This is a genomic window from Robertkochia flava (assembly GCF_020166515.1).
GTDB lineage: Bacteria > Bacteroidota > Bacteroidia > Flavobacteriales > Flavobacteriaceae > Robertkochia > Robertkochia flava.
This window is the reverse complement of the sequence record NZ_JAINZT010000002.1, coordinates 586,052-607,985: the sequence shown is the minus strand read 5'-3', so window position 1 is coordinate 607,985 and position 21,934 is coordinate 586,052. Positions and strand designations below refer to the sequence as shown.

The 21,934-nt window shown below is 44.3% G+C and carries 24 protein-coding genes; 4 read left to right on the top strand and 20 right to left on the bottom strand.

Annotation, left to right across the window (positions count from 1 at the left end):
* Positions 1-14: 14 nt before the first annotated feature.
* From K7R11_RS03100 to K7R11_RS03055, 10 genes are all read right to left on the bottom strand, one after another.
* The gene (locus K7R11_RS03100) at positions 15-1,733 is read right to left on the bottom strand and encodes a sodium:solute symporter (RefSeq protein ID WP_224488569.1); all 1,719 of its coding nucleotides are present in this window, start codon (positions 1,731-1,733) and stop codon (positions 15-17) included.
* Positions 1,734-1,879: 146 nt separating this feature from the next.
* The gene (queG, locus tag K7R11_RS03095; protein ID WP_224488567.1) at positions 1,880-2,818 is read right to left on the bottom strand and encodes a tRNA epoxyqueuosine(34) reductase QueG; all 939 of its coding nucleotides are present in this window, start codon (positions 2,816-2,818) and stop codon (positions 1,880-1,882) included.
* A gap of 106 nt (positions 2,819-2,924) precedes the next feature.
* The gene (locus K7R11_RS03090; RefSeq protein ID WP_224488565.1) at positions 2,925-3,320 is read right to left on the bottom strand and encodes a DUF4242 domain-containing protein; all 396 of its coding nucleotides are present in this window, start codon (positions 3,318-3,320) and stop codon (positions 2,925-2,927) included.
* Positions 3,321-3,390: 70 nt separating this feature from the next.
* A complete protein-coding gene (locus tag K7R11_RS03085) occupies positions 3,391-4,509 on the bottom strand; it encodes a nickel-binding protein (protein ID WP_224488564.1) in 1,119 nt (372 codons plus the stop codon).
* Between the two features lie 284 nt (positions 4,510-4,793).
* Positions 4,794-5,816, bottom strand: coding sequence for a Holliday junction branch migration DNA helicase RuvB (gene ruvB, locus K7R11_RS03080; protein WP_224488563.1), 1,023 nt, complete (start codon positions 5,814-5,816; stop codon positions 4,794-4,796).
* 151 nt (positions 5,817-5,967) lie between these two features.
* Positions 5,968-6,552, bottom strand: a complete 585-nt coding sequence (locus tag K7R11_RS03075) for a DUF3332 domain-containing protein (RefSeq protein WP_224488562.1) — start codon at positions 6,550-6,552, stop codon at positions 5,968-5,970.
* A 244-nt stretch (positions 6,553-6,796) separates the two neighbouring features.
* Positions 6,797-7,057 carry a 50S ribosomal protein L27 gene (rpmA, locus tag K7R11_RS03070; protein ID WP_224488561.1) on the bottom strand — a complete coding sequence of 87 codons (261 nt, stop codon included), beginning with the start codon at positions 7,055-7,057 and terminating at the stop codon, positions 6,797-6,799.
* Positions 7,058-7,092: 35 nt separating this feature from the next.
* Complete coding sequence (gene rplU, locus K7R11_RS03065; RefSeq protein WP_224488560.1) at positions 7,093-7,587, bottom strand: 50S ribosomal protein L21; 495 nt, start codon at positions 7,585-7,587, stop codon at positions 7,093-7,095.
* A gap of 98 nt (positions 7,588-7,685) precedes the next feature.
* The gene (locus K7R11_RS03060) at positions 7,686-8,147 is read right to left on the bottom strand and encodes a DUF4199 domain-containing protein (RefSeq protein ID WP_224488559.1); all 462 of its coding nucleotides are present in this window, start codon (positions 8,145-8,147) and stop codon (positions 7,686-7,688) included.
* 245 nt (positions 8,148-8,392) lie between these two features.
* Complete coding sequence (locus K7R11_RS03055; protein WP_224488557.1) at positions 8,393-9,271, bottom strand: DMT family transporter; 879 nt, start codon at positions 9,269-9,271, stop codon at positions 8,393-8,395.
* Positions 9,272-9,516: 245 nt separating this feature from the next.
* On the opposite strand from K7R11_RS03055, the gene K7R11_RS03050 reads away from it, so the two are divergent.
* Positions 9,517-9,930: a hypothetical protein gene (locus K7R11_RS03050; protein ID WP_224488555.1), complete on the top strand. Its 414-nt coding sequence runs from the start codon at positions 9,517-9,519 to the stop codon at positions 9,928-9,930.
* Positions 9,931-9,959: 29 nt separating this feature from the next.
* Here the strand turns inward: K7R11_RS03050 and gldD are convergent, their stop codons facing one another.
* Genes gldD through mutY form a run of 4 tightly spaced genes read right to left on the bottom strand, consistent with a single transcriptional unit; the run spans position 9,960 to position 13,460 of the window.
* A complete protein-coding gene (gene gldD / locus K7R11_RS03045) occupies positions 9,960-10,535 on the bottom strand; it encodes a gliding motility lipoprotein GldD (RefSeq protein ID WP_224488553.1) in 576 nt (191 codons plus the stop codon).
* The gene (locus K7R11_RS03040) at positions 10,536-11,855 is read right to left on the bottom strand and encodes a gliding motility-associated protein GldE (RefSeq protein WP_224488551.1); all 1,320 of its coding nucleotides are present in this window, start codon (positions 11,853-11,855) and stop codon (positions 10,536-10,538) included.
* A gap of 25 nt (positions 11,856-11,880) precedes the next feature.
* A complete protein-coding gene (locus K7R11_RS03035) occupies positions 11,881-12,366 on the bottom strand; it encodes a single-stranded DNA-binding protein (RefSeq protein ID WP_224488549.1) in 486 nt (161 codons plus the stop codon).
* Positions 12,367-12,416: 50 nt separating this feature from the next.
* Positions 12,417-13,460, bottom strand: coding sequence for an A/G-specific adenine glycosylase (gene mutY, locus K7R11_RS03030; protein ID WP_224488547.1), 1,044 nt, complete (start codon positions 13,458-13,460; stop codon positions 12,417-12,419).
* A gap of 130 nt (positions 13,461-13,590) precedes the next feature.
* On the opposite strand from mutY, the gene K7R11_RS03025 reads away from it, so the two are divergent.
* Both K7R11_RS03025 and K7R11_RS03020 read left to right on the top strand, forming a co-directional pair.
* Positions 13,591-13,881 carry an HU family DNA-binding protein gene (locus K7R11_RS03025; RefSeq protein ID WP_224488545.1) on the top strand — a complete coding sequence of 97 codons (291 nt, stop codon included), beginning with the start codon at positions 13,591-13,593 and terminating at the stop codon, positions 13,879-13,881.
* A 330-nt stretch (positions 13,882-14,211) separates the two neighbouring features.
* Positions 14,212-15,756, top strand: a complete 1,545-nt coding sequence (locus tag K7R11_RS03020; protein WP_224488543.1) for an Rne/Rng family ribonuclease — start codon at positions 14,212-14,214, stop codon at positions 15,754-15,756.
* 50 nt (positions 15,757-15,806) lie between these two features.
* Here the strand turns inward: K7R11_RS03020 and K7R11_RS03015 are convergent, their stop codons facing one another.
* Complete coding sequence (locus K7R11_RS03015; RefSeq protein WP_224488541.1) at positions 15,807-15,998, bottom strand: RagB/SusD family nutrient uptake outer membrane protein; 192 nt, start codon at positions 15,996-15,998, stop codon at positions 15,807-15,809.
* A gap of 103 nt (positions 15,999-16,101) precedes the next feature.
* Here K7R11_RS03015 and K7R11_RS03010 point away from each other — a divergent pair, with 103 nt between their 5' ends.
* Positions 16,102-16,530, top strand: coding sequence for a regulatory protein RecX (locus tag K7R11_RS03010; protein ID WP_224489139.1), 429 nt, complete (start codon positions 16,102-16,104; stop codon positions 16,528-16,530).
* Here K7R11_RS03010 and K7R11_RS03005 read toward each other — a convergent pair.
* From K7R11_RS03005 to bioD, 5 genes are all read right to left on the bottom strand, one after another.
* The gene (locus K7R11_RS03005) at positions 16,520-17,386 is read right to left on the bottom strand and encodes a cupin-like domain-containing protein (protein WP_224488539.1); all 867 of its coding nucleotides are present in this window, start codon (positions 17,384-17,386) and stop codon (positions 16,520-16,522) included. The genes K7R11_RS03010 and K7R11_RS03005 overlap by 11 nt on opposite strands.
* Positions 17,387-17,430: 44 nt before the next feature.
* The gene (gene bioB, locus K7R11_RS03000) at positions 17,431-18,534 is read right to left on the bottom strand and encodes a biotin synthase BioB (RefSeq protein ID WP_224488537.1); all 1,104 of its coding nucleotides are present in this window, start codon (positions 18,532-18,534) and stop codon (positions 17,431-17,433) included.
* 136 nt (positions 18,535-18,670) lie between these two features.
* Positions 18,671-19,840: a beta-ketoacyl synthase N-terminal-like domain-containing protein gene (locus K7R11_RS02995; protein WP_224488535.1), complete on the bottom strand. Its 1,170-nt coding sequence runs from the start codon at positions 19,838-19,840 to the stop codon at positions 18,671-18,673.
* Positions 19,841-19,914: 74 nt separating this feature from the next.
* On the bottom strand, positions 19,915-21,192 hold the full coding sequence (gene bioA / locus K7R11_RS02990; protein ID WP_224488533.1) for an adenosylmethionine--8-amino-7-oxononanoate transaminase: 1,278 nt from the start codon (positions 21,190-21,192) through the stop codon (positions 19,915-19,917).
* Between the two features lie 109 nt (positions 21,193-21,301).
* Positions 21,302-21,922, bottom strand: coding sequence for a dethiobiotin synthase (gene bioD, locus K7R11_RS02985; RefSeq protein WP_224488531.1), 621 nt, complete (start codon positions 21,920-21,922; stop codon positions 21,302-21,304).
* Positions 21,923-21,934 lie beyond the last annotated feature (12 nt).

Below are 21,934 nucleotides of genomic sequence, written 5' to 3'. Positions count from 1 at the left end.
ACAAGACTATTTTTTTACCAAAAGTACCCCACTACAATTGCAGTTAATATCAAAAGTAGCACTGCAAGCTTTCTGTAATTCTTATACCAGGGAAGGGGTTGAAGTTCCCTTGTTTCTTCCCTGAACAAACTCCAGCGGTAAACGTATTCATCCACTTTTTCTGTTGCAGGAGGAGCCGTAAGTATACTTACCACCACCAGTATGAACACGCACAGAAGGAACAATAAAGTGGCCTTTCCAAGGAAATGGATATTATTAATTGCAGGCAACCAGTCATTCACCTGTGAGAGGATCATAAAAACCGCCAGGGCACCCCCGGTTAATAAACTTACGATTGCTCCGGTTCCATTCGCTCTTTTCCAGAACAAGCCCAGTACAAATGCAGCCACAGCGGGCGGACTTGTATAGGCGATAACCAGCTGCAGGTATCCCCATAAAGAATCACTCACCTTTTCGATGAAAGGTACCCAGGCAGAAGCCAGTACCACAAGAACAAGCGTAGCGATCTGGCCTGCCCTTACCAGTTGCTTACTTGTTAAACGCGGATTTATATTCCTTACAAAGTCCATGGTGATCAATGTGGAAGCAGAATTAAAGGTAGCAGAAACCGAGGACATCATGGCCGCCAGGAGACCGGCAACTACCAGGCCAAGGATTCCCGTTGGCAGCAACTGAAACAGAAGTACAGGATAGGTCAGGTTCGGACAATCGGAAAGGTCTTTACATATCCCTCCATCGGGGAGCGGATAGTTCAAGCCCGAAATATCCAACCCCTTAAAGAGCATGATGGCCAGCACCCCGGGAATCACCATAATAAATATCACAGGTAATTTAAGAAGGCCTGCAAACAGAGCTCCCCAACGGCCATGATTCAGGTCTTTCGCCCCTAATACCCGTTGCACCATAAACTGGTTATTCGCCCAGAAATAAAAGCCCAGCAAAGGCACACCGGACAATAAGCCCCACCAGGGAAGAAATTCATCATTCCCGGGACGCACGAGACTGAATACCTCATCGGCATCAGCAGGGATGTATTTACCTTCTGCAGCCCTGTCTCCAAAGTCAATTCCCCCGCCAGCAAGGGTAGCATCAAGCTTGCTCATCATGGTATTCCAGCCCCCGCCCAACTCTTCAAATGCAAAATAAGTGAGTAAGCACGAACCGATGATAAGCAATATGGCCTGTATCACCTCGGTTTGGATCACAGAATTTAAACCTCCGGGTATGGTGTATGTTGCGGCCGCTATGGCCAGGATAATAATAATAGTGGTAGAGGAAATCTCGGGAAACAACAACTTCAAAACGATGCTTCCTACGTAAAGACCGGCCGCGGTATCCACCATCACATTCCCCACAATGGTAATAAACGAAAAATAATACCGAGACCGGCGGTCGTACCTTCTCTCCAGGAACTCGGGCATGGTATATACCCCCGATTTGAGATAGAACGGAAGAAAGAATATTGCAAAAAAGATCAGAACAACAACTGCATACCACTCGTAATTGTATACATGAACATTGGTTTGATAGGCATCAGAAGCCAATCCTACGAGGGTAGAACTGGAAATATTAGCAGAAAACAAGGCAATCCCCACGATGGGCCAGGTCATGGTGCGGCCCCCTAGAAAATAATCCTCTGAACTACTCCTTTTGGATTTGGAAATTCCGTAGATAATGATCCCAACCAGGTAAAAAAGGATCACGATAACGTCGAGCGTTTGTAAAGAACCCATAGTAATTCGGTATGATTTAGTTTAGTAATACCCCGGGACGGAGCTCAGAGAACCTCAGATTCCAGGGCTGGAAATGCAAATAAACCTAATGGTTCATGCATTTTGTTCTAATATACGCAATAATAGATGATAACAAAATACCGAATTTACGGACCCTTCTGATTCTTAATAAAATCGAGATTGCGCATAAGCCCGGAAAACTTGGTTCTTTTAACAGCCGATTTACGGAACACTTTCTTAAAGGTGTCCTCGGTGAGTTCATACCAATCTTCCCGGGTCATACCCAGCAGGTCGGGATGTGGCTCAAAGGCAGGTTCATTATGAGGAGTAGAAAAGCGATTCCAGGGACAGACATCCTGGCACACATCACAGCCGAACATCCAGTTATCAAAAGAACCTTTAAATCCGCCGGGAAGTTCATTCTTAAGTTCGATGGTAAAATAGGAAATACACCTGCTCCCATCTACCACATACGGAGCCACTATAGCATCGGTGGGACAGGCATCTATACATGCGGTGCAGGAACCGCAATGATCGGTAACCGGACCATCGGCCGGAAGATCGAGATCGGTAATAAGCTCTGCAATAAAATAAAATGACCCTACCTGTTTGGTTAAAAGATTGGAGTTCTTTCCGATCCATCCCAGCCCACTCCTTGCGGCCCATGCTTTATCCAGAACCGGGGCAGAGTCAACAAAGGCCCTGCCTTCAACCTCCCCGATCTCTTCCCTGATGAATTCCAGTAATGACTTCAGCTTGTCTTTGATCACGAAATGATAGTCGGTGCCATATGCGTACTTGGAAATTTTAGGGGCATCGGCATCCTCCTGCCCCCTTTCAGGGTAGTAATTTAGGAGTACAGAAATTACCGAGCGTGCACCATCTACCAGAAGTCTCGGGTCCAACCTCTTGTCAAAATGATTCGCCATATAACCCATCTCGCCATGCATGCCATTCCGCAGCCAGGTTTCCAATCGCGGAGCCTCTTCCTCCAGAAAGCCGGCTTTGGAGATTCCACACGATAAGAACCCAAGCCTGGCGGCCTCATTCTTTATCAGTTGAGCATGTTTTTCTCCGGATCCCATTACCCCAAAGGTATGAAATGCCCGGAGAACCCATTTCCAAAAAAAAGACCCTGTCGTAAAAAATGAAAGGGTCCGGTTCCAGGGTAGCTCAGGTTAACAATTTTTATCACTGCTCAGAGGTCACAAACGATTTGATCTCATTGATCTCATCCGCAGGAACACCAAGGGTTTTGGCATGCTGAGCTATCAGCTCCTTATTCCTGGCCTTATATATACAGTAGATCTTATCTCCTGTAAAATAACTCTGCACCCATTGGATATCGGTATTACCCATATCATGAAGCACGCCGCAGGAATTTTTGGTCACTCCCTGAAGGTCTGCTACAGAAGAGGTTCCTATGCCCTCCACATTTCTTTCAATCACATACATTTTCAATTCAGAATCTTCGGGAAGTTTGGTAATGTGCATATCGCCTTCAGTAGCAGTTTCCTGGGCGAATACAAAAGGGCTGGCTGCAATAAACAATGTCAGGAAAATTACTTTTTTCAGATACGTTTTCATAATTACTTATTTTATTGGTTTCCAGAAAATTATGAAAACAAGCATGGTCAACACCCAATAAATCAGTCTTTTACTGCAACATTTCATGCAAAGTGACCAATTCATTCTTATATTCCGCAGGATTAACCCCGAAATAATCACAAAAACATCTTGTAAAATAGGAAGGAGTATTAAACCCGCAATGAAACCCGATTTCAGAGATAGAATCCTGGTTCCTTCTCATTAACCTTAAGGCTTGCTCTAAACGGTATTCCCGTATAAATCGGTTTGGTGAGATCCCGGTCACCTTCTTACATTCTCTGTAGAGCTTAGAATGACTAAAGGCCAGGTGCGAGGCGAGCATTCCCACATCCAGGTTCGGATTCATATAAAATTTTCCAACCATTTTATCCAGCTGGATCAGAAATGTTTCTGCATAACTATCTAAAACCAGCAACTTGGAAGGATATTTTCCCTGCAAATGTGCTTTTGAAGTGCCTCCTTCATTAAATACCTCAGAACCAATGACCTTTTTTTTCTTCCGGCTGAAATAATTAAGCGCCTGTAACAAATCCGTCGCTTCTTCAAAAAATCCGGGCTTATCGGTTAATGGCTCCCCTGATATTACGGCAAAACCGGGTTCGAGCAACGGATCCTTTCTGCGTAACATCAATTCCAATTCCATGATAAATGCCAGGGCATCACCGGACGAATTAAAGGCATAGTTGAAATCGTCTTTAATGTAAGTAATTCGTCTGGCGTTAAATTTACGGGCCAGTTCAGAAAGTATGTAGTGCGCGTACTCCTGGAGTTCTCTAAGGTCTTTAGATGGGTGAAGGGCTCTCAATAAGTTAAAATCCGGCAATACCAGGCGAACCAGAAACCGCAGAGCAGAATCTTCAAATACATTTAGCGTACCTTCTACCCGGGATTCTGTAAAATCGGGATCGGTAAGTCTGCCCAGAAAAGATTCCACCATTGCCGGGTCTACCGGCGTCACCCGATTGGGTACCAGCCCGTGGGCCTTCCTGTGAAGTTCTGTGACTGCCTCGAGATCAGGAGCCTCAATAAGACAAAACGCCTTACCCCTGGATTGGTCGAACCAATAGGTGATAGCACGACATCCAAACTCATCCTGGCAGTACAAGTCTTTAACATGTGCTTTAGCAACATCCTCAGCACTGGCCCCGGGGATGATGTGCAAATCCATGAACAAAGGCATTTTAAACGTATTGGTTGGTTTTCTGGCACATGAATTTACGGAAAATTTTTAATATTACCCTGATCCTTAGTGCGTTATACACTACCTTTGACGCCCCAATTCCTGAAAACAATCGCAAGCTTAACCGGTTGAATTGCCCCCTGACAGAACCGTCGCATAAGGCATTATTGAAGAATAACAGAAATCACAACACATTTTCCCTTAAAATATACCTGCTCTGTTCCGCGGCAAACTAAGGCAAAATATCGGATACACCGGACCGATAACCAGACTTAAAAGAGTCCCCCTTGTGTTCCTTGTCGTGTTCTTCCCAGGTGTTTATAGGCAAGTTCCGTCACCTCTCTTCCCCTTGGGGTTCTCACGATAAACCCCTGTTGAATCAGAAATGGCTCATACACCTCCTCAATAGTCTCAGCACTCTCAGAAACAGCGGTAGCCAGGGTTGTAATACCTACAGGGCCGCCCTTGAATTTGTCAATAATGGTAGCCAGGATCTTATTATCCATTTCATCAAGGCCGAAGGCATCCACATTCAGGGCTTTCAGGCCAAAGCGGGAGATTTCTATATCGATCTTACCATTGCCTTTAATCTGAGCGAAATCCCTGATTCTTCTCAGCAATGCATTGGCTATACGGGGCGTACCCCGGCTCCTTCCGGCAATTTCAATTGCCGCTTCCATGGAGATCGGCACTTGCAGTATTTGTGCACTTCGCTGCACAATATCTGCCAACAGTTCGGTGGTGTAATACTGCAACCTGCTGCTAATACCAAACCGTGCCCGCATGGGAGCGGTAAGCAAACCGGAGCGGGTGGTTGCACCAACCAGGGTGAAGGGGTTGAGGTTGATCTGTACCGTTCTGGCATTGGGACCGCTTTCGATCATAATATCGATCTTATAATCTTCCATGGCCGAATACAGGTATTCTTCCACCACAGGGCTCAGGCGATGTATCTCATCGATAAACAGCACATCCCTTTCATCGAGATTGGTGAGCAATCCTGCAAGATCTCCGGGCTTATCCAGTACAGGGCCGGAGGTTACACGAATATTTACTCCCAACTCATTGGCAAGGATATGGGCCAGGGTAGTCTTACCCAGTCCCGGAGGGCCGTGAAAAAGCGTATGATCAAGAGCTTCCGAACGCTGATTTGCAGCCTCCGTAAAGACTCTTAAATTATCCAGTACCTGGTCCTGTCCTGCAAAATCATCAAAGGAAAGGGGCCTGAGCGCTCTTTCAATATCGTTCTCTTCCGGAGTAAGATGGTCTCCTGTAGGATCTAAGTATTCATTCATAGGGCAGTCTTCTCAACAGGCCGGAGGGCCCGGTAGCAAATATAACAAAAGTATACCTTGCAAAACAGAATGCTTAAAGGCAAGCACAAATCCCCCTTATAAAAAAAGCCCTGCATACCTGCAGGGCTTTTTGGAAAATGTCATTTTGAGACTATTCCGCTTCTGCCAGCATGGAATTTTGAAGATGCTCCTCCTTATATTGATTAAGGATAGCTAAACCTTCTTCCCGGGTAGCATTGGCATCGATCTTAACCTCTTTCCCATCGGGGGTATGAACAATGTAGAATCCATCCCTGAAAGAGCTCAATGGAATAATTTCTCCGTTCGGTTTGATGGCATTCCAGCTCCTTTCATGAGGACGGTATACCAGGTCTACCTTTTCCCCTTTCTTTGGCCCCTGGATCACCTCGATCTGCATCCTGTTCATGGTTGCAGTCATTTTAATAGTGTTTCCGTCATTTTCGACCACCTGTACTTCTTTTTCCCCTTCCTTCATGGCCACTGGATTATTCCCGGTCCAGAACTCGAGGGTATTAAAAATAATGACATCCCCAATAAGGAATATCTCATATACAGGCAAGAGCCAAAGCGCCCAGAAAACCAGGTTATTCAGGAACTTACTGTCAGAAATCTCCATGTTCCAGTCCTTAAGGCCGTTAAAGGCAGAAAAAGAACCCAAACAGCTGCTGAACATGATCGAGCTGGCTAAAGCGATACAAATAATACTTTTCTTCATAATGATAGTTTTAGTTGCTTCCATTAAAGATAGAAAAAATATACTATAATATCACTTAACTTACTTATTATTAGATTATTGCATCTTTTTACAGATATTCTGTACATGGGACCCCTATGCAGAGAACCAGTCCCATCTCCGGAGCATCAACTCAGACTATTACCCTGAATCCATCCTGAAAAGCGCAGGGCAAAAAAAAAGCCCCTCAAAAATGAAGGGCTTTTCCTAAGAATATGGCTTCTTATTAAGCTTCAAATGGCTCAATAGAAACGTAAGATTTATTATCTCTTTTCTTCTGGAACTTCACGATACCATCTACTTTTGCATGCAGGGTATGGTCTTTCCCCATGTAAACGTTCTCACCTGGATTGTGAGCCGTTCCACGTTGTCTAACAATGATATTCCCAGCGATAGCAGCCTGACCTCCGAAGATCTTCACCCCGAGGCGTTTCGATTCTGATTCTCTACCGTTCTTGGAACTACCAACTCCTTTTTTGTGTGCCATTGTATTAGAGTTTTATTTCGTTAACAAATTAAAAATTAGCTTAATGCCTCGATCAGTTCAGCTTTCTTCATGGAAGAATATCCGCTGATCCCTTTATCCTTAGCCATTTCTCTCAGCTCAGCCACGGTAAGATCATTCAGATCCTGTCCGGCTTTAGCTTCGGCCTTTGGAGCATCTGCTTTTTTGGTTTCTTTCTGAGGAGCTGCCTTCTTAGCTCCGCTGGCAGTGATCCCTTCAATCACGATCTCAGTAAGGGCCTGTCTGTGACCATTCTTCACTTTGTACCCTTTACGTCTTTTCTTTTTGAAAACGATCACTTTGTCACCCTTAAGGTGCTTAACAACTTTTGCCTCTACTGCGGCTCCGTTTATAGCCGGGGCGCCAATGGTAACATTACCGTTGTCATCCAAAAGAAGAACGTTATCAAAAGAAACTTTCTCTCCTTCTTTGGAAGCCAAACGATGCACGTAAACCTTCTGGTCTTTTGCAACTTTAAATTGCTGCCCTGCTATCTCTACAATTGCGTACATATACGTATGGATTAATAAATTAGTTTCAATACATAAGCCCAAAATAAAATTTTAGGCGGGTGCAAATATACTGCTAATTCATTAAAGCGCAAATGTTTTTATGCGTTTTGAGCTCTTTTTTTAGGGTTCCAACTCGGTTTAAATTTCTGCATAAATGCCAGGGTAAGTACCACGGTCGAAGCGAATCCTTCCACTACCAGAATAAAAATGAGAATACCCGGCCCCTGATTGTAATCTTTCATCCATGTATCCAGAAGCATCTCGGGAAATTCAGGATCAAGATGATACATGTATAGCGCCATGAAGCCCACAAAGACCAGGGTGGCCAGAAACCCGGAATAGATCCCGGTTTTAAATCCTTTATAATAATCGAATTTATCGCCCTCGAGAACCCTTCTGAGCCTGATCGCAGCATATAAACCATAGGCCACAATAGCCCCGTTAAACACCCTGAGCCATGGATTTTCATGCAGTCCAAAAAGCCGGAGCAATAGGAAGTAAGCAATGAGCACAACGGCAATAATGAGGCCGTACCTTATATGTATTCTGTTGGGATTCATTGAGTTGGTTTTGCAATTACTGTATCGAATTTACAAAAAATAGAGGGTCTGCAGGTAATAATTGGAGTAAAAAATACAGGAACGGGCCTTGTAAAATACTTAAGCACAGAAAAATTCCTGTGGCTGGAAAATTCCGGATCTTAGAAATTACTGCAGATCGGCAAACAGACCCTCCGGATTCATTCCCCTGAAAAGCCTGTAGAAGCTATTAGCAGCGGTATTCTTTTAATAAAGACCACACTTATTTATTTCCGGTTTCTGTTTACCAGGTATACACCTAACAAAATGATCCCTCCACCAAGGACCTGCAGCAAAGAGAATCGTTCTCCATCGAGCATGCCCCAGAAAACCCCGACTACAGGAATAAGATAGGTTACCGAGGTAGAAAACACAGGTGTAGAGATCTGAATCAACCGGTTAAACATGATCTTTGCCAATCCGGTACCAAAAACAGATAAAACGGCGATATAGCCCAGACTAGGCCAGAAGCTGGCTCCCTGAACAACTTCTTCCGTAAAGAACCCGGAAAAGGTAATAAGCACTATTGCCGCCGGAAGCATGAGCACAAAACTTCCTGTGGCTATGGCCATTGGAGAAACCTTTTGTAACCTGGATTTTATAATATTGGCATTGGCTGCATATAAAACAGCAGCAAGCACAACCAACAGCGAATAAAAATAATTCTGCCCCGGATTCACTTTTGCCCCCTGAAGAATGAGAACTACAGCACCGGCGAGTCCCATGAGAACACCCACTACCTGCCCCCACCTGGTGCGAATTCTGAAAGCCAGAAAACCGATCAGGATGGTAAAGAGCGGGACCAGGGAGTTAAGCACCGAGGCAATACTACTGTCAATCTCAGTTTCCGCAAACGCAAACAGAAAAACAGGAATGAAGGTTCCACTCAGCGCAGAGGCCACGATCCATTTCCATTCGTTCTTCCGTATGGTCTTTACAGAACGATACCCCACCAGAAGAAGAAAAATGGTGGAAAAGATAATGCGTACTGCCCCCAACTGAACCGGAGAGAATCCCTGAAGTCCTTTTTTGATAAGGATATAGGAACTCCCCCAGATAATGGAAAGTACAAAAAGATAAACCCACTTGCGCTGATCGTTGTTCATAAACCGATTTAAGCTGCAAAAATCTGATAATTTTTCGGAATTAAACCCCGTAAAGGGAAATAGAAAAATCCAATCCGGGCAAAAACACTTTAATCATCCGGCCGGAACCAAAAAAGCCTCCGGAGTACTTTCTGAAGCTCCAGGTTAAAACAAACCTATGCTAACCCGGAACATTAAAAGCTTTACAGAATCGGTTAATTCTTCATTACTTTTACACCTAATAACAATCAATTTCGGAAATGAACATGAGAACAATAGTTTTAATCGTGGTTTGCCTCATTGCTTTTTCTTGCAAGCAGGAAAAGGCCAATGTTGAGGAACCATCAAAAATGGAAGAGGTAATGGCCATTCACGATGAGGTAATGCCCAAAATGACCACCATAAGCAAACTCGTCGGAGAACTGAAGCCTATCGCAGATACGGCACAGGCAGGATCACCCTATGAAATTGCCATGAAAGACCTTCAGGCTGCGCACAAATCGATGATGGATTGGATGAAAGGTTTCGGAGATCGGTTTGATTCGGAAGAGATCCTGAAAGGAAAAGCCCTACCCGAAGAAAAGCAAAGGTGGCTTGAAGAAGAAGAGATCAAGGTAAAAGTAATGAGAGACCAGGTAAATTCCAGCATCGAGAACGCTGAAAAGCTTCTGAATAAATAGACGAATGCAGGCCCGAACCGGGCACGTGTTTATTTCCAGCCGAAAGTTTCCATCACCTTCCTCATATCCTTTTCCAGATACTGAGCCGCGGGTAATACCGAATCGTAGTTTGGCTTCGCTTTAAAATACAATGACCCGGTAACGAAATGGTTCAGACTGTCTGTGAGATAAAATTGTGCCTGGGACGCCGCATTACCCTGAAGGTTATAAAACATACCGTAGACCTTGTTCTGCGGATTAACGAAGGGTTGTTCAGTTATGTTATCTGCCTTAACCACGTGTTCATAGGTTAATTTCTGAGCATCGCGTAACAGCATATCCAGGTCACCATTGACCGGCTTATAAGTAAAAAAGATATTCGCATTCATTTGAGGATATTCCATCACAAATGAACATTGCCTCTGACCTGATATTTCGGCTGCGATATTTTTCTCAAATCTGAACGGACAAGGCAGGTTGGTTTTTTCATACACTGCCTCCGGATACTCAAGTCTTAACATCGCCTTAGGCTTTGGCACCGCAGGGTCTGCACATGAGATCACAGCAATAGCCATGGTTAAGGCCAGTACGTATTTAAATATTCTGATGGTAAACTTAAACTCCATTTAATCCAGCATTACTTTAATTTGCTTTATACGTCTGTTATCGATGGCCTCGATAACAAAGGTGTAGTTCTGAAACCTGATCTGTTCGCCTTTTTTCGGAAAGCTGCCTGCTATCTCCAGGACAAAGCCGGCCACCGTTTCAGACTCTCCTTTATTGTTCTGAAAATCGGAAGGATCATCCAGCCTGAGCACCCGGTAAAAGTCCTTTAACGAGGTCTTCCCTTCAAAAACATAATTCTTTTCATCAAGTTTTGAATAGATAAGGTCCTCATCATCGAATTCATCACTGATATCACCAACGATTTCTTCAATAATATCTTCAAGGGTCACCAATCCTGAAGTTCCTCCATACTCATCCACCACTATGGCGAGGTGACTTTTCATGTCCTGAAATTCCTTGAGCAAATCGTCCAGTTTTTTATTTTCGGGAACGAAATACGCCTCCCTTTTCAGGGTGATCCAATCAAAAGATTTCCGGTCGAGGTACGGAAGAAGGTCCTTAATATAGAGCACCCCTGTTACCTGGTCCATATGATCCTTGTAAACAGGCACCCTGGAATACCCATGAGTTACGATCTGTTCGATTACATCCCCGAATTTCATGTCTTCGCTCAGGGCAAAAATATCGATCCTTGGCCGCATAACCTGTCGCGTATCCGTATTTCCAAAGGTTACGATCCCTTCAAGAATTTTCTGTTCTTCCCTGGTGGTATCTTCTTCTGAAGTGAGTTCCAGGGCATGCGACAGCTGATCCACCGAAATATTAGCTTTCTGCTTTCCGAGTTTATCCTGAAGATAGATCGTCGCCGATCGCATAGGCATATTAAGTGGATAGAAAATTTTATTGAGCACCAGTAAAGGATACGCCATCAGATGAGAAAACTCGACCTTATTCCTACTGGCATAGATCTTTGGCAGGATCTCGCCGAAGAGCAGGATCAGGAATGTAGCCACCACCACTTCCACAATAAACCGAAGCGGTATGAACCCCAACACCTCACCTTTTACCGATCCGAAAAAAAATTCACTCAGAGAGCTAATGAGAAGAACGATGGCGATATTTATGAAATTATTGGCAACCAGGATGGTGGCCAGAAGTTTTTTAGGATACTCCAACAGGGAGGTTACCACCTCTGTTCTTTTATCACCTTCATTTCTTCTTTTAATAAGATCGGAGGGTGAAAGCGAAAAAAAGGCGACCTCTGCCCCTGAAACCAGGGCGGAGCAAAACAGCAAAACAAACAGCACGGTGATCTTAACCACCGTAACCGGCTCTATAGCAAGTATAAAAGAAATTAAACTCGAGGGCTCAGGGTCCAAGTGTCAGAAATTTGGTTAGACTATATTAAAACGGCAGATCATCATCTTCCTCTTCCATGCCAGCGGAAGGGCTGTTTGAGGTAGATTGCCCGGTTTGCTGCGCAGGTTGTTGTCCGGCGGGGTTCTGCCCCATTCCGGGCCTGCCTCCGTCCCCCTGGTAAGGTCCCGATTCATTTTTATTGGAAAGAAATGTAAAGTCGGTTACATGTATTTCTGTGGTGTAACGCATATTACCATCTTCTCCCTGCCACTGGCGATTCTTTAATCGGCCCTCCACGTAGACCTTATCGCCCTTTTTGAGGTATTTTTCGCAAACCTCCGCAGCCTTATTACGAACCACAATATTGTGCCATTCCGTATTGGTTACGCGTTCTCCGGTTTGCCTGTTGGTGTAGGAGTCGTTGGTTGCCAGAGGGAACCTGCCGATACAGTTGCCTCCCTCAAAATAATTCATCTTCACATCGTCTCCCAGATGACCTATCAGCATTACCTTATTTAGTGTTCCACTCATTATTAAGTATGGTTAAAGTTCTTCGTAGTTATAAATGTATTAAAATTTACCTAATTCGAAAATTCAAAATCCCGTACAAAGTTAGCCAGCAAAACGGGCATGGCATAATCTGAAACCCTACTTTTTTCCACTCCCTGATCGAATTCTTCGGCAAGCTCTACAATCCAGAACCTGGTATAGATATGCTGATGCGACAATTTATGTACTACCTGCTCTTCATTATAGAGCCAAACCCTGGCAGAATCGATACCGGGAAGAGCCTTTACCTGTGCCGCTTTACTAACCTCGTCCCAACCGGAAGGAGCCCCTGTTTCCACCAGAGGAAATTCGTAGAGATCTCTCCAGATATCGTTACCGGTTCTTTTGGAAATCAACACCTGCCTATCATTATAAGGTATAAGGTAATTGAAATATCTTTTTTTAACCTTTCCCTTCCTCAACTTTACCGGAAGCACGCTTACCGTATTCTTTTGCAGGGCAACACAGGAGTCCTGTAACGGGCATGCCCCGCAATCGGGGCTCTGAGGTTTGCACTGACGGGCTCCAAATTCCATGATGGCCTGGTTATAGGTGCCGGGGCGATCTTTATCTATTAATTGCTCTGCGAGCTCCCGAAAATACCGCACCCCCTCTGTACTGTTCACTGGGATGTCGACCCCAAAGTAACGGGACAATAACCGATAGACATTTCCATCGACAACAGGTACAGCCTCCCCAAAGGAAAAAGAGGCAATTGCAGCCGCCGTGTAATCCCCAACACCCTTTAATTTTTTCAGGTCTGCAAACCTCTCCGGGAACCTCCCATCCAGCTCCCGGCTAATATACTTAGAGGTGGCATGCAGGTTCCTGGCTCTGGAATAATAGCCCAGACCCTGCCACATCTTCATAACCAGGTCATCAGCGGCAGCGGCAAGATGATGCACTGTAGGAAACTTATTAACAAAATCCTGATAATAAGGCAGTCCCTGCTCTACCCGGGTTTGCTGAAGCATAATCTCGGAAAGCCATATTTTATAAGGGTTTACAGTATTTCGCCACGGAAGGTCACGCTTACACGCTGTATACCAGTTAATTATGTGTTGATAGAAAGTCATAAACAGAACTAATAATTTTTCCTATATTGCCTATAGATAGTTAAATTTTAATCAATTACACTTTATTTATTGACTAATTAATTTATATATTTGCAACCCCTAAATTATAACTCTAAACAAAAATACTAAAATGACAAAAGCAGACATCGTAGCGAAGATTTCGGAGAAGCTTGGAATGGAAAAAGGTGATGTACAGGCAACTGTTGAATCATTTATGGAAGAAGTGAAAAACTCTTTAGAGAGTGGTGATAACGTATACCTAAGAGGTTTCGGAAGTTTTATTATTAAAACCAGAGCGGAGAAAACCGGCCGAAACATTTCTAAGAATACCACTATCAAGATACCAGCTCACAATATTCCTGCGTTCAAACCTGCGAAAGTATTTGTAGAAGGCGTTAAGTCCAACGTGGAGGTAAAATAAATTAGTATTAATATAAATTCATTAGTCAATGCCAAGTGGTAAGAAAAGAAAAAGACATAAGGTAGCCACGCACAAGCGTAAGAAAAGAAGAAGAGCTAACCGCCACAAGAAAAAGTAGTTAGATAACTACTTTTTCTTTTTTCACGGTATATCAAAATATACTATTGCGTTCTTTGAAATAGGGGTTGACGATCGGTTCCGATCAGAAATCCTGCCGGGTTATAATTTAAAACCTGTCAAACAATTTAAAGATTTAAAGGCCTTCGGGACTTTAAATTATTGTTTAATCCATCAGTCTGACCGTGTCAGACAGATCTAAATTCATTCAGAGTGAATAAAGAATTAATCGTAAGATCTGGTTCCTCTGACGTTGATTTTGCCATATTAAAGGATGGAAAACTTACTGAATTACACAAGGATGAAGACAGCAGTGACTTTTCGGTGGGCGACATTATGCTCGCTAAGGTCAGAAAGCCGGTTTCCGGCCTGAACGCTGCCTTCGTGAATGTAGGGTATGAGAAAGATGCATTCCTGCATTATCACGATCTGGGGCCACAACTCCAATCCTTGCTGAAGTTCATTAAGCGTGTAAGCACAGGTAAATTAAAAGATTTTTCTCTCAAAGACTTTCCTTTTGAAAAGGATATAGACAAGAATGGCAGCATTAACGATGCGTTAAAGGCCAACCAGTCTATTTTGGTTCAAATCGTAAAAGAACCGATCTCAACAAAAGGACCCAGGATCAGCTCTGAGCTTTCCATAGCCGGACGCTACCTGGTATTGGTTCCGTTTTCTGACCGGGTTTCCGTTTCCCAAAAGATCGAAAGCAAGGAAGAAAAGGACCGTTTAAAAAGGCTGGTACAAAGTATCCGACCCAAGGGGTTCGGAGTAATCGTACGTACCGTAGCCGATGGCAAAAAAGTCGCCGAACTAGACAAAGACTTGAACAATTTGCTGACCAAATGGACAGCGATGTGCAAGAAAATTTACAAAGCGAAGTTACCGTCTAAAGTACTCAGTGAACTCAACAGGGCCGCCTCCATTCTAAGAGACGTCTTTAACGATGATTTCACCGGGATTTACGTAGACGATGAAACGCTTTATTACCAGATTAAAGATTACGTGCAGCAAATTGCACCAGGAAAAGAATCTATTGTAAAATTGTATGAATCGAACGTTCCGATCTTCGAGAAATTCGGGATCGAACGCCAGATAAAAACCTCCTTTGGCCGAACGGTTTCTACCAGCAAGGGAGCCTACCTGGTTATTGAACATACCGAAGCCCTTCACGTTATTGATGTGAACAGCGGTAATCGTTCAAATAAAGCTAAGAACCAGGAAGACACCGCACTGGAAGTGAATCTTATCGCAGCCAAAGAAGTCGCCAGACAATTGCGACTGCGCGATATGGGAGGTATTATCGTTATCGATTTTATCGACATGTCTTCTTCAGACAACCGCAGAAAACTTTATGATCAGCTGCGTGAGGAAATGAAGGACGACAGAGCCAAACATAAGATACTTCCCCCAAGTAAATTTGGCCTGATACAAATTACAAGACAACGCGTAAGACCGGAGGTCAATATCAAGACCAGAGAAGAGAACCCTAATGGAGAAGGCGAAGTTGAAGCCCCCATTGTTCTTATCAACAAAATGACTGCCGATCTGGAGCGAATTATCACGAATAAGGGGCACAAAAACGGGATCATCTTAAATGCTCATCCCTTTATTGCTGCCTATGTTACCAAAGGATTTCCATCCGTGCGTTCTAAATGGTTTTTAGAACACAAAAAATGGGTTAAAGTCTTACCCAGAGATGCTTACACATACCTAGAATACCGTTTTCAAGATAAAGACGGAAAAGAATTAAATTAAAAAAAAACCACGCCAATTGGCGTGGTTTTTTTGTTTATACATATTGGATTTTACTCTGTAGCATAACCCGGATTCTGCTCCAGGGCAGACTGGGTCTGAAGCTCATTTCTGGGAATAGGAAGGATCTTTCTGAAATCATCGGTACTTTTATAAGTCTCCTTTACATTCGCAGGAAATGCAAACGGCCCGTCGTTGACCACCTGGTTGGCATATACCCTGATCTCAGGCGCTGTTACCGCCATTATATACCTCTTGGCCGGTATCTGGATGAGCTAACGTAAAATATGTACATTTGCAGGAGTGAAACCTCAGATCTCTTATACCGTAGACGAAGCTACCCGTAAGATGGAGCATTACTGCGCCTACCAGGAACGTTGCCATAAGGAAGTCATCTCCAAACTCACGGCTATGAAAATGATCCCGTTAGCGATAGACACCATTGTAGCCCACCTGATAGAACACAATTTTCTCAATGAGGAACGCTTTGCAAAAGAGTTTGCAAGGGGAAAATTCAGGGTAAAGAAATGGGGACGAAAGAGAATAGAAAGAGAGTTGAAACTGCGGGAAATCTCACGGTTTAATATTCGAACCGCAATGGAGGAGATCCCGGAGAATAGTTATATCAACACCCTGCATGAACTTGCCTCCAGGCGACTGGAAAGCCTCAGAGAACCCAATAAGCTCAAGGCAAAGAAAAAACTGGCCGACTACCTTCTCTATCGCGGCTGGGAGTCTCACCTGGTGTATGAAAAAATAAATGAACTTATAGATTGATCCCGAGCTTCCTGTGGGTATTGATCACCGCTTTGGCATTTTTCTCATCGATCCACCGCTGCCCTTTAATCCTTCGCATATAATTGTCAAAATGACGCATGAAAAAAACATTATAAGCGGCTTTAATTAAATTAGAGGTTCGCCTTGGGAATGCCCTGAGACTCATAGAAAAACCAGGGGTTTCATACTTCATATAATGCCAGTATCCCTCGGGCATATACAGCATATCTCCATGCTCCAGGTTTGTGATATACCCCTTCGCATGCCGGAGAGCCGGCCATTGCTCATAATCGGGATCATCAAAGTCAATATCTTCACGTGCAATAAGGGAATGCGGGATCTTATAGAGGTAATCGCTTTGATCCGGCGGAAAGATGACACATTGCTTCTTTCCATGAAAATGAAAATGAAGAATATTGGAGTAGTCAATATCAAAATGCATAAAGACCCTGCTCCCTTTACCACCGAAAAACAACATGGGCAATTGCCTCACTAATTTAAGTCCTATATCGGGCCAGCTAAAATCCTTTTGCAAACGGGGAACTTCCTTGAGGAGGTTATACAAAAAGATACGGTAATTGGTTGGTTTCGTTTCCAGTAAATCTATATACGCTCCCATCTTCATCCTGGCATGAGGCTGGTTAAATCCATCCTTGTAGGAAACGGGGCGGTCGTCATAAAGCGGCACCTCCTGTTCTCCGGCAACCTCCCGCATATAATCAAGGCTCCACTTCTCATAAGCGGGCCAGTCTGATGCAAACTTATTTACCACAACCGGACGCTGAGGATCCAGATAATACTTAATGAAATCCTCCTTGCTAATTTCGTCTATCCGTGGTACCTGTTCAAGCAACATATAATGCGAGGCTGTTTGTTACATATAAAATCAGGACGCAGTCCTTATTTGGTTTGCTTCAATTCCCTGGCCTTATTCCTGGCCTCTTCATTTCTATCAATCGTATGTCCGGGACGACTCCATTTCGGTTTTTCGCCCAGGGCGTCAAACTTTGAATGCTCTGCCTCTACAGTCTCAGGCTGCATTTTCTTGATGAATGGTTTTTGCGGATTAAGACCCAGTAGCTTAAACATCTCCATATCTTCATTTACATCAGGATTAGGAGTAGTAAGTAACTTATCTCCGGCAAAGATGGAATTTGCACCTGCAAAGAAACACATTGCCTGACCTTCTCTGCTCATATCAGTTCTTCCGGCAGATAGTCTGACCTGCGTCTCGGGCATAACGATCCTGGTAGTAGCTACCATACGAATCATTTCCCAGATCGCCACCGGCTTTTGCTCTTCCATTGGAGTTCCCTCAACTGCTACCAGAGCATTGATCGGAACCGATTCCGGCTGAGGATTAAGACTGGAAAGCGCTACGAGCATACCCGCTCTGTCTTCCACAGATTCACCCATGCCGATAATTCCCCCACTGCAAACAGTAACGTTGGTTTTTCTAACATTACCAATAGTATCCAGGCGGTCCTGGTATCCCCTGGTGGAGATCACTTCCTTATAGTACTCTTCCGAAGTATCCAGGTTATGGTTATAGGCGTAAAGACCTGCTTCTGCCAGGCGTTTCGCCTGGTTCTCAGTAAGCATTCCCAGGGTACAGCACACTTCCATTTCCAGCTTGTTAATGGTTCGCACCATTTCAAGCACCTGTTCGAACTCGGGACCATCCTTAACGTTTCTCCAGGCAGCTCCCATACAAACTCTTGAGCTGCCGGATGCCTTCGCCCTGAGGGCCTGGGCCTTTACCTGGTTAACGGTCATCAGGTCGTTCCCTTCCACATCGGTATGATACCGGGCAGCCTGCGGACAATATCCGCAATCTTCCGGGCATCCCCCGGTTTTAATGGATAACAGGGTGGATACTTGTACTGTATTCGGATCGTGATATTTTCTGTGCACCCCTGCAGCCTGGTACAACAGATCCATCAAAGGTTGATTGTATATATTAAGAATTTCTTCTTTAGTCCAGTTATGTCTTGTCTCATTCATAAGCTCTATGCTTTATCGGAACCATAAATTGGTCCGTCATTGGATGATTATTGATGCAACAAAAGTAAAGAAAAAGGATTTGCTAACCTTACCTGCCTTTTTTTTAAATGCTTCCTTTTGTTTGTTATACCTTCTGTTATAAGTTCGACCTCTCCAGTAACACACTCACTGCATTCCCTCCGAAGCCCACAGCATTCACAAGAATACGGCTTATTTTACTGGGAATCAGTCCGTGTTGCTCCTTGATAAATGGCACACCGATAAATTCCTGATGTTTCAGCATCAGCACTGCCAGTTCCAGGCTCAACGCCCCGGAAGCACCGAAAGTATGACCTACTTTCCATTTATTACTCGTCAATCCCGGAGTGGTTTCTCCAAAAACGGAGCGAATGGCCTTTATCTCAGAAAGATCCCCTTTAATGGTGCCCGGTGCATGCATGACCACAACATCAACATCAGAAGGATTTAATACTCCAAGAGCCATCTTCATGGATCGCTGAAAACATTTGGCATCGGCAGAGATCGAAATATTGTGTTTAAGCCTCTCTGTGGCATAGCCTATCCCCGAAATATACGCCAAGGAGGTACCTTCAGGATCCTTCTCCATACAAACCATGGAAGCTCCTTCCCCAAGTACCATGGAATTTCTAGTTTTATCCATATCCAGTGCTTTACACGGATAGGTCTCCCCGGCGGTTCCGTATATTTTAAGCGAGCGCATTTGCGCCAGGGTAAAGGGGGTGAGACTGGCTTCGCTGCCTCCCGCAAGGAATTTCCCGGTTAACCCCGATCTAATCCATGCATACCCGTTAAGTACGGCGTGTAACGCTGTAGAACACGTTATGGAGTGGGATATCACCGGACCTTGCGATTGGAGATCATGCCCCACCCAGCTGGCAATATTACCCAGGGTGGTGGTTGGAGAGGTAAGGGTAGGTGCATATCCTTTTTCCAGATAGGTTTTGTGGTATTCCTCGAATAAACCCGTAGCGCCCCTGGAGGAACCTATATTGACCCCGAAATCCGCCTTTTTTTTCCAACCGGACATATCCAGAGCTCTCCTGGAAGCCTCTATAGCAAACAGAACGGAGCGATCCAGGTCCTTGTAGCGATGGTCAGAATTCCTCAATTCCTCAATCGCGCTCTCCAGGTTAGGATCCACAGGTGCAATGGGATAATTACAAGCATTAACATGCCGTTCGGTAAAACAATGATCAGTATCCCGGTACCTTGCCCATGCTGCCTCCAGGGAGCCCCCCAAAGGAGAAATACTGCCGATACCGGTTATCGCTATTCGTTCTTTCATTCTTTGTTTAATGTACCCGGAGGTATACAGTTATAACCTTACGGGATTTTACTTCAAAATATCAACAGGTTTCATCACCCTGCTACAGGCACCTTCTCAAGTACCCCTTCAATGGCAGTGTACAATACCTCCATCTGTGCTTTCGTTGTAGTATAGGGTGCCAGGATATAAATGGTATTCCCAAGGGGTCTCAGGAAAGCTCCCCTGGACATAAAATAATTGTACAGATTTTGCCGGAGATCACCGTATCGCTCCATCTCAACGTCGAGGTCTAGAGCATAGATAACACCCAGCTGACGGGTAGCACGCACCCCCGGTAAGTTTTTTATACGCTTATCAAAATCCAGGTGCATGCTTTTTATCCTTTGAATATGCCCCTGAAACTCTTCAGAAAGCAACAATTCTATCCCGGCTATAGCTGCAGTACACGCCAATGGATTGGCAGTGTAAGTGTGGCCATGGAAAAAACCCTTCCCCAGATCCCTGCTGTAAAATGCCTGGTAAACATCCGAGCTGCAACTGGTAACCGCCATGGGCAGCATACCTGCAGTTAATGCTTTGCTGAGACAGATCATATCCGGCTTCACCTGCAGTTGATCTGTGGCGAATAAAGTTCCTGTTTTCCCGAAACCAGTCATAACTTCATCGGCAATATTAAGCACCCCAAACTCCCGGGCCAAAACCATAAGGGCCTCCAGTCCTTCAGCATCATACATCTTCATTCCTGCGGCACCCTGCACAAGCGGTTCAAAAATAAAGGAAGCTACCGCTTCCGTTTCCAACAGCGATCTGAATTTCGCTAACACCTCTTTATTGTTAGTGCCATCCGGAACCGGGATACGCTTCACATTCAGAAAGAAATCTTCAAAGGGACCGTTGTAGACTGAAAGTCCTGAAACAGACATGGCTCCAAAAGTATCTCCGTGAAAACCATCCTCAAATGCAATGATGGTATTGCGTTTGCTACTCTGATTAAAGTGATACTGCAGCGACATTTTAATCGCAACCTCCACCGCAGTGGAACCATTGTCAGAGAAAAACAACTTCTCCTGCCCTTCGGGTAAAATACCGATTAGCATTTCTGAGAGCCTTACCGCAGGTTCATGAGTTAACCCTGAGAATATAACATGATCCAGAACATTGAGCTGGTCCTGAAGTTTTTTGGTGATATACGGATTACAATGCCCGTACATACAGGTATACCAGGAAGCTATCCCATCAACATACTGCTTGCCGTGTTCATCTGTAAAAACAGCCCCTGACGCCGTGGTGATGGCCAGGTTTTCCGGGTGTGTCTTATGCTGAGTAAGCGGATGCCATAAATAGTTCTTATCTCTCTCCGATATCGTCATTTCCCTCATTTTTTAAAAAGGATCCTAAAAAGTACAAAGATGCTAATAATTGGACGGAAGAGGAAATATCCGGACACAGGATATTGAACATACGGTGAGTTTACAGGCTTTACAGCGCTTCCAGTTTCTTTCTGAAATGATCTGCATACCTGCGAATCACCTCCTTGCTAAATCCCTTTTCCTCATCTATTCTACCTATAACCGGAACCCCTGTCATCTTCTGGATGATCTGTTCTGTTGTGGGATGCTCCTTACCACTGAAGAGTATGGAAATATTATACCCCTTCTGTTTTAAAAGGTCGATGGTTAAAAGGGTATGGTTAATACTGCCAAGATAATGCCTGGAGACTACGACCACCTTGTATTCCGGTTTTAAAATATCCAGAATAGTAGAGTGATCATTAAGAGGAACCAGGAGTCCGCCGGCACCTTCAATGACAAGCGTATTTTGCGTATCAGGCTCAAGGATCTTTTCACTTTCTATGGTAATGCCATCGATGGCAGCTGATGCGTGGGGACTTATAGGAACTTTTAACGCATAACTATTAGGATGAAACTTCGTATCAGGATTACTAACCAACTCCTTTACCTTGTGGGTATCTGAGTAATCCAAATCTCCCGACTGTACAGGCTTCCAGTAGTCGGCCTTTAAGGCTTCTGCGATAATTGCGGATGCGATCGTCTTTCCCACATCCGTAGATATTCCCGTTACAAAAATCCTTTTACTCATAAATTACTGCAA